Annotated in this window: 15 protein-coding genes; 12 read left to right on the forward strand and 3 right to left on the reverse strand. The window is 65.0% G+C overall.

Annotated features, from left to right (window positions below; genetic code table 11):
- Positions 1-2: 2 nt before the first annotated feature.
- The 11 genes from BST42_RS14490 (at position 3) to BST42_RS14540 (ending at position 10,509) form a co-directional block, all read left to right on the forward strand.
- Positions 3-2,402, forward strand: coding sequence for a CaiB/BaiF CoA transferase family protein (locus tag BST42_RS14490; RefSeq protein WP_083119791.1), 2,400 nt, complete (start codon positions 3-5; stop codon positions 2,400-2,402).
- An 82-nt stretch (positions 2,403-2,484) separates the two neighbouring features.
- Positions 2,485-3,675 (forward strand): amidohydrolase family protein, encoded by a 1,191-nt coding sequence (locus tag BST42_RS14495; protein WP_083119793.1) that lies wholly within the window; start codon positions 2,485-2,487, stop codon positions 3,673-3,675.
- A complete protein-coding gene (locus tag BST42_RS14500) occupies positions 3,672-5,117 on the forward strand; it encodes a FadD3 family acyl-CoA ligase (RefSeq protein ID WP_083119796.1) in 1,446 nt (481 codons plus the stop codon). The genes BST42_RS14495 and BST42_RS14500 overlap by 4 nt, the downstream gene beginning before the upstream one ends.
- 251 nt (positions 5,118-5,368) lie before the next feature.
- On the forward strand, positions 5,369-6,076 hold the full coding sequence (locus BST42_RS14505; RefSeq protein WP_133057460.1) for an Rv1363c family protein: 708 nt from the start codon (positions 5,369-5,371) through the stop codon (positions 6,074-6,076).
- Complete coding sequence (locus tag BST42_RS14510) at positions 6,073-6,774, forward strand: Rv1363c family protein (protein WP_083119802.1); 702 nt, start codon at positions 6,073-6,075, stop codon at positions 6,772-6,774. The genes BST42_RS14505 and BST42_RS14510 overlap by 4 nt, the downstream gene beginning before the upstream one ends.
- 25 nt (positions 6,775-6,799) lie before the next feature.
- Positions 6,800-8,296, forward strand: a complete 1,497-nt coding sequence (locus tag BST42_RS14515) for a class I adenylate-forming enzyme family protein (protein WP_083119805.1) — start codon at positions 6,800-6,802, stop codon at positions 8,294-8,296.
- A 16-nt stretch (positions 8,297-8,312) separates the two neighbouring features.
- Positions 8,313-8,615 carry a hypothetical protein gene (locus tag BST42_RS14520; RefSeq protein WP_083119819.1) on the forward strand — a complete coding sequence of 101 codons (303 nt, stop codon included), beginning with the start codon at positions 8,313-8,315 and terminating at the stop codon, positions 8,613-8,615.
- A gap of 53 nt (positions 8,616-8,668) precedes the next feature.
- Positions 8,669-9,262 carry a fatty-acid--CoA ligase gene (locus BST42_RS14525; protein WP_083120270.1) on the forward strand — a complete coding sequence of 198 codons (594 nt, stop codon included), beginning with the start codon at positions 8,669-8,671 and terminating at the stop codon, positions 9,260-9,262.
- 9 nt (positions 9,263-9,271) lie between these two features.
- Entirely contained in the window at positions 9,272-9,475 is a 204-nt protein-coding gene (locus BST42_RS14530) for a (2Fe-2S)-binding protein (protein ID WP_083119822.1), read from the forward strand.
- Positions 9,476-9,661: 186 nt separating this feature from the next.
- Positions 9,662-10,114 carry a DUF1931 family protein gene (locus tag BST42_RS14535; RefSeq protein WP_083119824.1) on the forward strand — a complete coding sequence of 151 codons (453 nt, stop codon included), beginning with the start codon at positions 9,662-9,664 and terminating at the stop codon, positions 10,112-10,114.
- On the forward strand, positions 10,114-10,509 hold the full coding sequence (locus BST42_RS14540; protein ID WP_083119826.1) for an Hsp20/alpha crystallin family protein: 396 nt from the start codon (positions 10,114-10,116) through the stop codon (positions 10,507-10,509). The genes BST42_RS14535 and BST42_RS14540 overlap by 1 nt, the downstream gene beginning before the upstream one ends.
- A 40-nt stretch (positions 10,510-10,549) precedes the next feature.
- Here the strand turns inward: BST42_RS14540 and BST42_RS14545 are convergent, their stop codons facing one another.
- Positions 10,550-12,235, reverse strand: coding sequence for a PucR family transcriptional regulator (locus BST42_RS14545; protein WP_083119829.1), 1,686 nt, complete (start codon positions 12,233-12,235; stop codon positions 10,550-10,552).
- 308 nt (positions 12,236-12,543) lie between these two features.
- Between BST42_RS14545 and BST42_RS14550 the strand changes: the two genes are divergently transcribed.
- Positions 12,544-13,509, forward strand: coding sequence for an AraC family transcriptional regulator (locus BST42_RS14550; RefSeq protein WP_165760854.1), 966 nt, complete (start codon positions 12,544-12,546; stop codon positions 13,507-13,509).
- Between the two features lie 32 nt (positions 13,510-13,541).
- On the opposite strand, the gene BST42_RS14555 is transcribed toward BST42_RS14550, so the two are convergent.
- Both BST42_RS14555 and BST42_RS14560 read right to left on the reverse strand, forming a co-directional pair.
- Complete coding sequence (locus BST42_RS14555) at positions 13,542-14,252, reverse strand: GAF and ANTAR domain-containing protein (protein WP_165760855.1); 711 nt, start codon at positions 14,250-14,252, stop codon at positions 13,542-13,544.
- 314 nt (positions 14,253-14,566) lie between these two features.
- Positions 14,567-15,622 carry a hypothetical protein gene (locus BST42_RS14560; RefSeq protein WP_083119836.1) on the reverse strand — a complete coding sequence of 352 codons (1,056 nt, stop codon included), beginning with the start codon at positions 15,620-15,622 and terminating at the stop codon, positions 14,567-14,569.
- Between the last annotated feature and the right edge of the window lie 3 nt (positions 15,623-15,625).

The raw sequence follows: 15,625 nt of genomic DNA on the forward strand, positions 1-15,625 counted from the left end.
CGATGGCCGACTCGCCACTGACCGGCTTCGTCGTGGTCGATCTGTCCACCGGCATCCCCGGCGGGTACTGCACCAAGTTGCTCGCCGACGCAGGCACTGAGGTCATCAAAGTCGAGGCGCCCGAGGGTGATCCGCTGCGGCGATGGTCGGCCTCCGGTGCGCGGATCGGGCCGAACGAGGACGGTGCGCTGTTCAGCTTTCTGGCCGGCGGCAAGCACAGCGTGGTCGCCGACCCGGCCCTCGACGACGATCTGCGCTGGATCGGCGACGTCTTGGCCGGCGCCGACGCCGTCGTCTGGTCACCGGGTTCACCGCTGGCCGACCACTCGGAGCTGGCGCCCGCCGCGGTGCACGCCGCCCATCCGCACCTGGTCGTCGCCGCGATCACACCGTTCGGTCTCGACGGCCCGTGGAGTGGCCGCCCCGCAACCGAATTCACGCTGCAGGCCTGGTCCGGCGGCATCGTCGGGCTGGGCCGCGGTGCCCCGGACCGCGCACCGGTCTACGTCGGCGGCCGGGTCGGCGACTACCTGTCCGGGGCGTATGCCAGTGCGGCGATCCTGGCGTACCGGATGCGGGTGCTTGCCGGCGGCGCCGGTGAGCTCATCGATCTGTCCATGCTCGAAAGTCACGTCATGGGTCTGACGTACTACCCGGTGACGTACTTCGACATGCTCGGACGGCCCTGGCGCGACGCCCGCAAGCTGACCGTGCCGGGGGTCGCCCGAGTCAAGGACGGCTTGGTGGACGTCGGATGTGGCACCGCTCAGCAGTGGTTCGACCTGTGCGCGATGACCGGGCACGAGGAGTGGATCGACGAGAACGCGCCGGTGAGCATCACCGAGCAGGCCAGCTCGAAAGCCGACGAACTGTACGCCTGGATGGCCGAGCACACCGGTGACGAGGTCCGCGAGCTGGCCACGGCGTTCCGGATCCCCAACGCGCCGGTCGCCACTCCCGACACCGTCGAGACGCTCGAGCACTTCGTCGCCAGGAAGACGTTCGTCACCCACCCGGCCGGCTTCCGTCAGCCCGGCCATCCCTACCGGATCACCGGCGTCGAGTTGCGCCCGCCATCGCCTGCGCCGCGACTCGGCGAGCACACCGACCGGCATCGCCACGCTGCGCGCACACCCCGGCGGCCCGGCACTGCTCAAGATCGATTGCCACTGCGCGGGATTCGCGTGGTGGATCTCACCACGTTCTGGGCCGGACCGTCCGCCACCCACCTGATGGCGCTGCTGGGTGCCGAGGTGATCCATGTCGAGTCCGCACGACGCCCCGACGGCACCCGGATGATCGCCGGGGTTCCGGTCACCGAAGACCAGTGGTGGGAGAGGCAGCCGATCTTCGCCGCGCTGAACACCTGCAAGAAGGACATCACCCTCGACCTGGGCACGGAACGCGGCCGGGAGCTGCTGCACCGGCTGATCGCCACCGCCGACGTGGTCGCGGAGAACTACACGCCGCGGGTGCTCGATCAGTTGGGCCTGGATTACGCTGGCTTACAGCGCATCCGGCCAGATATGGTCATGTGCCGCATGCCGGGTTTCGGACTGGACGGACCGTGGCGGGACAACCCCGCGTTCGCGTACGTGATCGAGGCCGCCGCAGGTATCAGCTGGCTCACCGGCTATCCGGACCGGAATCCGTACGAACCGTATTCCGTCGGCGATCCCAACGCCGGGTTGCACGCGCTGAACGCGATCCTGCTCGCCCTCGAACATCGACGGCGCACCGGCAACGGGTCGCTCGTCGAGGCCGCGATGGTGGATGCGGCCCTCAACATCGCCGCCGAGCAGATCGTCGAATACACCGCCTACGGCGCGGTGCTCCAGCGTGCAGGCAACCGGGGACCGACCGCGTCGCCGCAGAACCTGTACCGCAGCAACGAGATCGACGAGTTCGGCCGAGACGACTCCTGGGTGGCGATCGCCGTCGAGACAGACGAGCAGTGGCAGGCATTGCGCGGCGCACTCGGCGATCCGGACTGGGCAGCCGATCCCGAACTCGACACCGCAAGTGGCCGGCGCGCCCGCGAGGACGTCGTCGACCGACACCTGGGCGCGTGGTGCCGGGACCGCACCGGGGACGAGATCGTCGCCGCGCTGTGGCCTGCCGGTGTCCCGGTGGCCAAGGTCATCCAGCCGCACCGGCAGACCGACCTGGAACAGCTTGCCGCCCGCGGATTCTTCGAAGTGCTCGATCACCCGGTGAACGCTCCGGCGCGATTCACCACGATGCCGTTCCGCCTATCCCGGCGGACACCACCGATCCACACCGCGCCTGCACCGCTGCTCGGCCAGCACAACCACGAGCTGCTGACCGAACTCGGCTTGTCCGAACGCGACATCGCGGACTTGGTATCGGCCGGGGTGATCGGCTCGGGGCCGCCGGGCTGAAGCCAACGCCGGGCGGAGGGACGTATTGCCTCCACCGGACAAATGAGAATAGGATTCTCGTCAACTGCATAAGGAGGATTTCATGGGTCAACTGTCGCACCGGGTGGACGTGCCGTTTCCGATCTTCGACGCGGACAACCATCTCTACGAGCCGCCGGAAGCGCTGACCAAGTTCCTGCCGAAGGAATACAAGGACTACGTCCAGTACGTGCAGGTCAACGGCCGCACCAAGATTGCGCTGCGCGGTCAGATCAGCAACTACATTCCCAACCCGACCTTCGAGGTCGTCGCCCGCCCGGGCGCGTGGGAGGAGTACTTCAAGTACGGCAACCCGGACGGTAAGACCAAGCGCGAACTGTTCGGCGAACCGATGCGCGCCATCCCCGCGTTCTTCGAGCCAGCCCCGCGCCTCGAGGTGATGAACGAGCTCGGCCTGGACAAGACCCTGATGTTCCCGACCCTGGCCAGCCTGCTCGAGGAGCGGCTGTCCGACGACCCCGTGGCCATCCACGTCCTGGTCCACTCGCTCAACCAGTGGCTCGACGAGGTGTGGGGGTTCAACTACCAGAACCGCATCTTCACCACACCGGTCATCACGCTGCCGATCGTCGAGAAGGCGATCGAGGAACTCGAGTGGGTGGTCAAGCGCGGTGCCCGCTGCATCCTGGTTCGCCCCGCCCCGGTCCCCGGATTCCGCGGGCCACGCTCGTTTGCACTGCCGGAGTTCGACCCGTTCTGGGAGCGCGTCGTCGAGTACGACCTGCTGGTCGGCATGCACTCCAGCGACAGCGGCTACTCGCGGTACACCTCCGAATGGGACGGCGCCAGCGCCGAGATGCTGCCGTTCCAGACCAATGCGATGGGCATCCTCAACGAGTGGCGCCCGATCCAGGACTCGGTGGGGTCGTGGGTGATTCACGGTGCGCTGTACCGCCATCCGAAGCTGAAGGTCGCGATCGTCGAGGCCGGCTCGAAGTGGATGACCCCGCTGCTGGACGGCCTGGCCGAGGTGTTCCGCAAAGCCCCGGAGGCCTTCCCGAGTGATCCGGTGGAGATGGTCAAGAGCCGCATCCACGTCAGCCCGTTCTTCGAGGACGGCATCGACGATCTGGTCAACCTCGTCGGAGTGGATCAGGTGCTCTACGGGTCGGACTGGCCGCATCCCGAAGGGCTGGCCGAGCCGACCTATTACATCGAGGCCCTTCAGCACCTGAAGGCCGACGATCAGGCAAAGATCATGGGCGGCAACCTGTCTCGCCTCGTCACGGTGTGACACCAGCGGTCACCTGGCAGACCATCCCTGAGATGGTCTTGAGTGCGGCGGACCGGTTCGGCGACGCGGAAGCAGTCGTCGACGGTCCGTTGCGGCTGTCTTTCGCCGAGGTGGCGCACCGGGTGCGCTGTGCGGCAGGTGCGTTCGCGAAGCTGGGCGTCGACAAGGGCGACCGGGTCGCGATCTGGGCGCCCAACTCCGCGCACTGGATGATCGCGGCCTTCGGAGTGCTCACCGCAGGCGGGATCGTCGTCCCCGTCAGCACCCGGTACAAGCAGGCCGAGGCCGCCGACATCATCACCCGCAGCGGCGCCAAGGCAGTCCTGATCGAGAAAGGTTTCCTGGGACAGGATTTCACCGTCCCCGCCGGTGTGCCTGCGATCGACCTGAAGTCCGGCTTCCTCTCTGAGGGTGAGCCGTTCGAGCGGGAGGTCGGCGGGACCGACATCGCCGACATCATCTACACCTCGGGCACCACCGGACGGCCCAAGGGCGTGATGATGAACCATCTGCAGAATCTACGGATGTACACCGAATGGTGCGATCTTGCCGACCTGCGCCCGGGCGACCGCTATCTGATCGTCAACCCCTTCTTCCACACCTTCGGATACAAGGCCGGCTGCATCGCGAGCTTCATCCGCGGCGCGACGATGCTGCCCGTCCCGGTCTTCGACGTCGACCGCGTCGTGGAGCTGATCGCGGCCGAGAAGATCACGATGCTGCCGGGGCCGCCGACGCTCTATCACTCGCTGTTGGCCGTGTCGGACAAGAGCAAGCTCGCCACGCTGCGGGCCGGGGTGACCGGTGCCGCCGACATTCCGGTGGAACTCGTCCGCCGAGTGCACGAAGAACTGCCCTTCCGCACACTGGCCACCGGCTACGGGCTCACCGAGGCCGGAACCGCGACGCTGTCCCGGCCGGGGGACTCGTTCGACGATGTCGCCACCACAGCAGGCGTGCCGTGCGACGGGGTTGAGGTGCGCATCGCCGACGACGGCGAAGTGCTGGTCCGGGGCTACAGCGTCATGCAGGGTTACTTCGATGATCCCGCGGCCACAGCGCAGGCCATCGACACCGACGGCTGGCTGCACACCGGAGACCTCGGAAGCTTCACCGAGTCGGGACGCTTGAAAATCGTCGGGCGCAAGAAGGACATGTTCATCGTCGGCGGTTTCAACGCTTACCCGGCCGAGATAGAGGGCTTTCTGATGGAGCATCCCGCGGTCGCGCAGGCGGCGGTGATCGGGGTGCCCGACGAGCGGCTCGGTCAGGTCGGCAAGGCGTTCGTCGTGCTCAAGAACGGCAGTGAACTGCCGACCGAGGATCTGATCGGCTGGAGTCGAGATCGGATGGCCGGGTTCAAGGTGCCCCGCGAGGTCGTCATCGTCGAAGCGCTCCCGCTGAATGGGACGGGCAAAGTCATGAAAGACCAGCTGCGCTGACTTTTTGTGGAAATGCCATTTCCGCACTATGGCGTCCAAATCACGCGACAATCGCGGACGCGCGGCAAAGCAACTTATCCTTCAGTGATAATCTCATTCTCACGAGACATCGCGCGTCGGCCGTGGATGTGACGGACGACTCAGACCCCGCCCGTACGCTGGCGGGGTGTTTGGACCCAGAGAGGAGTTCGGCATGCGACGGATATTCGCTGATGCGCGCGTGCCGGACCGCAAAGACATGTGTGGGTGCGATGGCGGCTGAGGTCAACGAGGAGGCGGTCTCCGAAGCGCTGGCCGAGCTCGCCGAGGCCGAGGCGGCCGAGGCCGAGGCCCGTGCGGAGGCGGCACGCGCCAAGGCCACTGCGGCGCGCCTGCGAGGAGTGGAACCCGATCCCGGGGATGAGGATTCCGACGACGCCGAAGACGCCGAGGATTATGAGGACGACGAACTCGAGCCCCGCGGGTGGTGGGCGCGCGTCGGTGCGGTCACGGTCGCGGTGGCGGTGATCGTCATCCTCACCATCGCATCGATGGTGGTGACCGGCCTGATGCTCGTCGCGCACCAGAGGGTCGTCGCCCAACGGGCGCATCAGGACGAGCTGGTGGCTGCGGCGCGCGAGGGCGTGATAGCGCTGCTGTCCATCGACTACAACCGGGCCAAGGCCGACGTCCAGCACGTCATCGACTTGTCCACGGGAACGTTCAAGAACGATTTCACCAGAGGCGCAGACGATTTCGTCAAGACCGCCGAACAGTCCAAAGCGGTAACCGTGGGCACGGTCAAATCTGCCGCGTTGGAGAAGGAGACCGGCGACACCGGCGTGGTGCTGCTGGCTGCCTCTTCGACCGTTACCAATGCCAATGGGGCACATCAAGATCCGCGCGCCTGGCGGATGAGCGTGACGGTCGCGCGTGATGGTGCCCAATACAAGATGTCGAATGTGGAGTTCGTGCCATGAGTAGTGACAAGACCACCGAGCCCGTTGAGGGCGACAAGAAGGCCAACGAGCCCGTCGAGGGCGATGACAACACCGATGTAGCCGTCGTCGACGAGGAGTCGACCGCAACGGAACTCGAGGCGGAAACGACCGACGAGGCCACCGAGGGTGACGACGTCGGGACCGAATCCGAACTCCCGGTGTCGGGTGCACGGCGCGGTCCTCTGAGTTGGGCCGCCAGCAACTGGGCGGCGATCCTGCTCGTGGTGTTGCTGGTCGCATCGGCGGGTGCCGCCGGCGGCGTCTACTGGTGGCTGTACCGGCCGGACCAGCAGACCAACTCCGCGGCTCAGCAGCAGGCGATCAACGCTGCGCGCGACGGCACGGTGGCCTTGCTGTCGTACTCCCCGGACAGCCTCGACAAGGACCTGGCCAACGCCAAGGCGCACCTGACGGGCGAATTCCTCAAGTACTACAGCCAATTCACCGACCAGATCGTCGCGCCTGCGGCCAAGCAGAAGGGCGTCAAGACCGAGGCGACCGTCGCGCGGGCGGCGCTCTCGGAGATGCATCCCAGCGACGCGACGGTGCTGGTCTTCGTCAACCAGGTGACCACCAGCAAGGATCGGCCCGATCCGGCCCTGGCGACCAGCAGCGTCATGGTGAAGCTGACGAAGACCGACGGTCACTGGTTGATCTCCGAGTTCAACCCGATCTAGGCCAGCTGAGCAGGAGGACCAATCGATGAGCGTGGCACTGTTGTTGGAGATGGCCGCCTCCGACGCCGAGCGCGTCGGGGTGGTCAGCGACGACCAGCGACTCACCGTCGGCGAGCTGAGCACGCTCGCCGACGGCGGGGCGGGCGTCATCAGCTCCCGCGGTGCCGGCAGCGTCGTCTACGTCGGCCTGGGCGGAGTTATGCTGCCGCTGCTCATCTTCGCCTCGGCTCGCGCCGCACGCGCGTTCACGCCGCTGAACTATCGCCTGTCGGCCGAGGCGCTCGCCGACCTCATCGATCGGCTACCCGACCCGTTGATCGTCTTCGACGCCGACTATGCCGACGTGGTGGCCGGCGCCGGCGCCGCGCGAATCGAGTCGCGGGAATTCCTGGCCGCGGCAGCGACAGCCGAGCCGGTCGCCGAATTCCCGGACCCCGATGACATCGCCGTGGTGCTGTTCACCTCCGGGACCACGTCGCGGCCCAAAGCTGTTGAGCTGTCCCACAACAACCTCACCAGCTACGTGACCGGCACCGTCGAGTTCGCGTCCGCCGAGCCCGGTGATGCCGCGCTGATCTGTGTGCCGCCGTACCACATCGCCGGCGTCAGTGCGGCGCTGTCGAATCTGTACGCCGGTCGAAAGATGGTGTATCTGCGTAAGTTCGACGCGCGCGAGTGGATCCGGCTGGCATCCACCGAAGCCGTCACCAGTGCCACCGTGGTGCCGACCATGCTCGATCGCATCATCACGGAGTTGGAGACCAACCCCACGCCGTTGCCCTCGCTGCGGTCACTGGCTTACGGCGGCTCCAAGGTTGCCCTGCCCCTGGTGCGTAAGGCGCTCGAACTGCTGCCCGCGGTGGGTTTCGTCAACGCCTACGGGCTGACCGAAACCAGTTCCACCATTGCCGTTCTCGGCCCGGACGACCACCGGGCGGCGCACGCGGCCGCCGACGAGTCCGCGCGCAAACGGCTCGGCTCGGTCGGCCGGCCCGTGCCCGGGATCGAGGTGCAGATCCGCGCCGACGACGGCACGGTCCTGGGCCCCGAGGAGATCGGTGAACTCTACGTCCGCGGCGATCAGGTGTCCGGCCGCTATGCCGAGATCGGCTCGGTCCTCGACGCGCACGGTTGGTTTCCCACCAAGGACGTCGCCTACCTCGATGCCGACGGATACCTGTTCATCGGCGGACGCTCCGACGACACCATCATCCGCGGCGGGGAGAACATCGCCCCGGCCGAGGTGGAGGACGTCCTCGTCGAACACCCTCACGTGCGCGACGTCGCTGTCGTCGGTGTCGAGGACGATGAATGGGGCCAGATCATGGTCGCTGTCGTCGTGCCCGTCGCCGACATCACCCCGGATCCGGAAGACCTGCGCGCACACGTGCGCACCCAGCTGCGTGGTTCACGAACCCCGGACCGGGTGGTGTTCCGCCACGAATTGCCCACCACGCCGACCGGCAAGGTGCTGCGCCGCCAGCTTGCCGACGAGCTCAAGTCGCCGACCGCCACCCCGTGATCCCAGGAGGACAACCATGATCAAGACCGGCACCCGACTGCAGAGCCAGGTATGCGACACCCAGGTGATCGTCGTGCGCTCATCGGAGCGTCTGGACGACCTGCGGGCCGGCGGCGTTCCGATGATCCCGCTGGACGGCGAGAAAACCGAAGGCGCGCAACTGGATCCGGACTTCGCCGCGGGCACCGTGATGGGCAAGCGTTACGTCGACGCCGACGGCGCCGAACTCCTGGTCACCAAGGCCGGCGCAGGCAGCCTGAGTGTCGGCACCACACCGCTGGAGCAGAAGACCGCAAAACCGCTGCCGGCCAGCGACTAGGGGTCGGCGTGGACGGCGCGGGGGAGGTCGAGACCCACACGCTCGTGCTGGCTATGGACTACCGGGTCCCGGATCCCAGCCGGGTCTGGCCGGTGCTGCAACGCAGCGAGTCCGCGCTCGCCGATCTCGGCGCGCATTACGTGTTGGTCTACACCTCGACGCGCGAGCATGGTCGCGTCATGGTCACCATCTCGCTGCGGAGCAAAGAGCCCATTCTCGAAGTGTTGCGCTCGCGCGTGTTCCTCAACTGGTTCGACGCTGTCGGCCTCGACGACATCCCCGCCATCTTCGCGGGCGAGACGGTGGACAAGGTCACGCTCGTCGAGCCGTCCGAGGAGAACCCGCCTGGGGTGATCGTCGGCGCGATCGCCGCGGTCGATGACGTGTCCGCGATGATCAGGCGAGTTCACCGGGGACTGCCCCGATTCGAGGCCGCCGGGGTGCGGGCCGTGCGCATCTTCAAGGCCTTCGACGACGACCACGAAGTGATGATCCTGCAGGAGCTCGACGACGAGGCCGACGCCTCCGATTGGGTGAATCATCCCGACGTGGCGGCGGAGTGGATGGGTCACACCGGAGTCGGCGCCTATCCACCGGTTTTCGTCGGCCGCTTGCAACACATCATGCGGCTGGACGAGAGCGTCTGAGAGCGATCGATGTTCGTCTGCCTCTGCAACGGTGTCACCAGCCAGGTGGTGGCCGAGGCCGTCGAGGCGGGCGCCACGACCACCAAACAGGTCGCGACCGCGTGCGGAGCGGGCGCCGAATGCGGCCGCTGCCGTCGCACGGTCCGCGCCATCATCGACGCGGCCGATACGGCGGAACACAAGCGCCACAGGGGCTTCCTACACAAGGGGTGAGGTATGGATGTGCAGCGCATCAGCGACCAACCAGCCGTTCAAAAGCCCCTCCGGCCCTTGACCTGTTAGGTCGAATCAGCTGGGAGAGATTGCGCCTGCGGGCTCGGTTCGTTTATCAGGCCAACGTGCCACTGTTGGACGTCGGCCCGCTCGGGCTGGTCTGGAGTTCGGGAGCGGAGGTATCCAATGACCCATCCCTCGGGGATCCCGGTATTCAAAAGGTTCTTTCGCTCCGCTGGAGGCGTCAAGATCGACAAAAACGACATACGTCGATTCCGTCAGTTCGTCGACGAACAAATCGACGATATCGCCATCGCCGGGCACAGCTCGGCCCGGTGGAATGGACGTGACGTCATTGTGCCGCAAGACCTTCCGATTACCAAGGGTGTCCAGGAGCGAATGCGCGAGTTCGACAAGATCGACGAGGCTGAAGAGATTCGCGAGCTGTTGCGCCAGGTGGTGCGACAACCACCGGGCGATGTGGCGTTCGCTGAGGAGACCGAGCGCCTGCTACCGGAATTGTTCGGTGGTTTGAGTGTCGCGCTGGCCCGGTCGTTTCGCTTGGTTGACCCTACGGTCTGCGACCCGTCCACTGAGCACTGGAATCGCGTGTTCACTCTATTTCGGCTGGTGTACTGATGTCGGGCGATCTGACCCCGATGGGTCAGTTCGAGAATCCCTATTTCGGAATGGATCACGCCGCGGCTAGTGCTGCCTGGTCACCCGCTGCCGATATCGTCGAGACAGACAGCGCATACGTCATCGAGGTTGAACTACCGGGCGTGCGGCGCGAAGACGTTGACGTCACGCTGCACGGCAACGAGCTGGTGGTGACCGGCGAGCTGAAAGAACGCAAGCGTGACGGCATATTTCGCCGACGTGTCCGAAAGGTGGGGGAGTTCGCGTTTCGCGTGACGCTGCCGGGCCCCCTGCGGGAGGACGACGTCGAGGCGTCGTTGGCGTACGGCGTTCTCAAACTATATGTGCCGAAAGCGGAAACCACGAAGTCAAGCAAGATCACGGTCACGGAGTGAGTCGTCGCTAGCGACGGCCGGCGTTACGCGGCGGTCGGGGTCAAGCATCGGTGTTGAGGAAGCGCCAGGCGCGTGTCGCGGCGTGGAGGTTGAACCGGGTATCAACGTTGTGGAGGTCGTGGCCGGTGAGTTCAGCGATGCGCGCCAGTCGGTAGCGCAAGGTACTGCGATGAATGTGCAGAGCGGCTGCGGACTCGTCATAGTTGCCGCCACATTCCAGATAATCGCTGAGAGTTTGCACAAGTTCGGAATTCCTACTCTCGTCGTAGTCGATCAGCGAGCCCAGCCATTCGCGCACGAAAGCCTCGACACTGCCACCGTCGTGGGCGGCGTCGATAAGACGATAGAAGCCAAGCTCGTCGAAGGCCTCTACGCCCTCCGGATTTGCCGAGCGCAGCCGGATATTCAGGGCGCGAAGCGCCTCGGTGTAAGACCGCGGCAATTCATCAGGCACGTCGCACCGACTGCCGATTCCGATGACACTGGTTGTCCGGCCCAGCTTCTCGCTGATGGCGTGGTGCAACGCCTGCGGGTCCGGGCGGCTGTCGATCAGGAGGACGATCAGCCCCCCGTGGCGCCCCTGCAGGTAGTTAAGTTGCAACGCGGCCACCGCGCGCACGGCTGCGGCTGCCAGCACACTCTCCGCGACGTCGTCGACTCGCACCACCACCACATAATGTGGGCGCCGCAAGTCGTGACCCAAGGCATCGGCGCGAGCGTACGCCCCGCTCCGATCAGCGCCGGCCAACAAGTCATCGACCAAGTCGCAGCGCAGCTTGAGCTCCAGCTCGGCAAGATTTCGCCGGTGGCCAAGTTCCAGACCCAACACAATTGCACCATGACGCAGGGCCAGCAGGCTGTCTTCGGTGATTGCGTTATTCGGGTCCGAAATCACCACGACCCCGAGAATGTCCGTCCGGCGCTGTACCAGCATGAGCACCCGGCCCCCGAACCGTCTCGGACCGTTCTGAGCGGTCAACTCGTGCAGCAACAGCTCGCGATCAACCGTCGCTTGTTTGGGATACGGGTGAGGCTGCGCAGGTCCAGCCCAGCAGCGCAAGTTGCCGAACTTGTCTTCTACCCCTACCGGCAGTGCCGTAAGGTCGTGCAGGGCATCAGCGATGCCCTGCTCGCCCATTCCCGACGCCACCGCCGCGCTCAAGACCTCAAGCGTGTTCGCTTGTCTTCGCAACCGCGAAACCGCTGTGGCGAGTTCGTGATTCGTACTCTCAAGGGCGTCGTTGGTGCTCGCCAGTCGTTCGACGTGGGCGATGTGACGCTCGTGCATTGTGGCGTATGCCAAGGCCGCGCCCGCTTGCTGGCCAAGGATTGTCAGACAACGGATTTGAGTCGTCAGCGGCATACTGCGCGCGCTCAGCACGATGCAGCCGTTCACTGTGCCTCGGTGACTGAGTGCAAGCGCCCACGCCCACCGCCCGATTCCCATGTCGAACTGCCCGTCACAGCCGTACTCGCGAAGGCGCTGTTCAATTCCTGGCTGTTCGGTCTGGTCGAACGGAAAGCGAACGAACATGCCGTCTAGGCATTGGTAACTTGCTTCGACCCGACAGGCCGCGAGCTTGCCAACCGTGGCGGTAGCCACGCGGAAAATTTCGCCAACATCGTCACCGCTGAAAACTACCTGCGAGAGAACGGTCAGACTCCTGTGGAAAGGCCGCCGGGGTTGCCGGTTTTGGTCTTGAGATTCAAGCGATTCGCCGTTCATATCGAAATGGCCATCTCTCACCCGCGCTTTACCGGCGTGTCTCTGATGCCACCGTCGGCGATCCGAACAGTGTTCCGGGTCCGAGCGTCAGCCCGCTCCTGGTACCAACAGCCTATGCCCTTCTGATAGCGGTGCGACGATTCGTGAGGGTTTGACTGCTAGACGAGCGCCGGTGAATGTCGGCGCACCGAGGAGTGAACGTTCCATGCCGATCGACGAGCGGGATCTCTAGACTTATAGGGGAGGACGGCGAAATCAGGTAACGCATGCGTCGATCGGTCGATACACGGCGAATTGGGTCGGCGCCGGTGGCGCAGACCAGCGATGTTGACGAGGCCCGCGACTTGCTGGGCCGGGCCTACTTACCGCTGGACATCGATCCGATCGGTTGTGGTCCGCTGGACCTGCACATGAGCGCCGCGAAGCTTGGAGTGCTGACAGCGGGTTACGTTCAGTTCGGCGGCGAAGTGAAAGTTCGCATACCCGACGTGCAGTCCTATCACGTTGACATCCCGATGTCCGGACAGGTGACCAACTCGTGGGGTGACGGTCGCCAAGACGTGGCGGTTGCCCCGGAATCTGCGGGCGTCTTTACGCCTGGCATCCCCGTCGACATCGGATGGTCCCCGGGTTGTGGCCAGATCTGCCTCATGATCCCTACCCGCGAAATGATGCAGCAGTTGGAAACCATGCTCGGCCAGGCATCGCTTGCCCCGGTGGCATTCGAGCGTCGCCTGGATCTGCAGACTCCGTCATCGATCAGCTGGTTGGAGCTTGTAACCGTGTTGATGCGCGATGCCAACCGACCAGGTGGAGTGCTCAGTCACCGACTCGCCGAGGACAATCTGCAACATCTGATCGTCCAGTTTCTGCTGCTGATGCAACCACACAACCACAGCGCAGCTCTCCGATCGGATGAGCGCCCATCGTCTGCGGGCGTGGTCAGGCAGGCCATCGAGCTGATGCGGGCGTTCCCGGAAGCCTCGTGGACCACGGCGAAACTGGCCCAAGAGACAGGACTCAGCGCCAGGGCACTCCAGAGGAGCTTCGCGCGCGCTGACCAGATGCCGCCCATGGCGTACCTTCGGTACGTTCGCCTGCACCGTGCACATGCCGAACTCCTGAACGCCGATCCGCGGTCCGTCACGGTGACCGCTGTGGCAAGCCGCTGGGGCTTCTTGCACTTCGGTCGCTTCGCTCAGCAGTACTACCAACAATTCGGGGAGTCGCCCTCGGTGACGCTTCGCGGCCGCGACGGCCACGCAAGGCGATGACGACGGTTCCGAGGGCAGAGATGGCTTTCGGATCAGCCTTCGGAGTCTGGACTCACCAGTCCTCTGGCGACCACCGACACTGGTTGCCGACCATCCCTGGACAGCTGTGCCAATAGCGAGAGCGCGGCGACGGCGTCCATGGCGAAGCGTTCCATCAGGATTCCTTTAGCCAGTCCGATCAGCTCGCGATTGGTCTGGGCCTGGCGGTACCGCTCCGCGCGCCGACCAACCTCGAGGAGAATTTCGGCATCGCCGGCGAACGCCAGCCCAATCAGTTCGTCTTGGGGGCCGAACGCGGACGCCTGAGCCGAGTACAGGTTCAGTGCCGTCCTGCCGTGGTGGTGGGTGAACAACGGCACGCACAGCATTGAGCGGATGGGTGTGACGGCTACGACTTCCTCGCTGAAGGCGGGCCACCGCGCCTCACGAGTGAGGTCGTCAACTCGGCACGTTTGGCCTTCCCAGGCTGCATCGAAACTCGGCCCCTGCCGGCAGCGCTGCTGCAGCTTGTTCAACAACCGAAGGTGATCGTCGGTTGAGGCGAGACTGCGCACGCTGTCGGCTTGCCCGAGGCGCACGATGCCGGCGTACTCCACCGCCGATAGCTTCATGGCAGCAGCAGTGATCAGTGCCCAGATCGAGCCAGGATGGACGTCTGCCTCGGCGCGCACGCTACGGATCAGGTGTGTGATGGCGGCATGTGCGTCGGCCTCCCTCTGCACCTGTTCCGCCGCCACGGCCATAGCTTGCTGCATGCCGACCCCTCACGTCACGCTGTCTTCTCAGCACGAGTCTGGCAATCTGATGCCGCCATCGTGAGCGCCCCCAGAGTCAAAAATCGCGATCACCATTCGTCCCGGCAAGACAAGCCCTCAGCCGTTACCGACACCAGTCAGCTGTTTGAGCAGGCGGCAATCCGACTTGCGCACAGGTGATTTCACGAGTTGCGGCAGCCCATTCGTACATGCCGACCCGTCATAGTCATTTCGAGCCGGAGCGCAGAAGCGCGCATGGCCTCATCGCTCCGCGAGGAGTGGGGTGGCGTCGCCCACTGGCGCTACTCGGCGAACCGCTGGCGTTGCCGGATGCCGTAGGCAGCTGCTCTCACGCCACCGTCGTCTTCGAGCCCTGATCCCAGCGCTCCGCCGACGGTAGCGATGGAGGCAATCAACCACGCGAGCCACAGATAGTCCGCAGCCGATACCGGATGACCGACTGCTTGGGCAAATACATCTGGCGTCAGAAGAATACCGGCCGTGAACAACATCGACAGGAACAACGCCACGTGGAGCACGACGACACCGATGATCAGCGTGATCACGGTCGCGATGTTGTAGAGACGCGACCGGGTACGTGCTGCGGATGACTCTGGACGCTCCCAGAGTTCGTGATCAAGGATCAACCAGGTGACCATTGCCCCGATCGACAGCACCGTGGTGGCGCTCATTCGCCACGGTCCCATCGTGTCGGCGAATCGCCAAATTGTGTCGGTTGCCAGCCCCAGTGCGCCAGAGCCGAGTGCCACCACGAGCACCTTCGATAGTCCAACGACCAACCTCCACGGTCGATTCGCGCGCACCATGCCGGCCAGCAACCGAAAGCGCCGAAGGCCTCGTGGGGCGAAATAGCGGACTCCTGTGCATGTCTCTGTAGCCGGAAGTCGTGCTGCCGTTTGTGGCAGAAGCTCAGGTCGGTCGGCCACCACAGCGACGGCCAGAAGGACCAAGGCCCGCACGCGGCTGGTGACAAATGCTGCGCCAACCCCCGCGACGCAGATGAGTCCAAACCGATGCCCCGCGCTGATTTCGGCGAGAACGGGCAGGGTGCCGTCTCGACGGGGTAAATCGGTCATGTATATGACGACGTCAGCATTTCGTTCCAAAGGCGCAACTGATTCGATGACCTCAGCGAACGACGCTTGTTCGTGGCGCAGGTGCGACTCGATCTGAACGGAAGTTTCCCACCGCACTGGTGAATTCCGCCGGTCAGCGAGTTCAGCCGACAGCCAATCGGGTGTGCGCTCGGCAAGTCGCGCCGGCACCCCGGGATCTGCGATGAGCAATACGGTGCAGGTGTAGTGAGGCCAGCCGGGTCCTTCTTGAGCGCCGATCATTAC

The sequence above is a fragment of the Mycolicibacterium rhodesiae genome, assembly GCF_002086695.1.
GTDB classification, from domain to species: Bacteria; Actinomycetota; Actinomycetes; order Mycobacteriales; family Mycobacteriaceae; genus Mycobacterium; species Mycobacterium rhodesiae.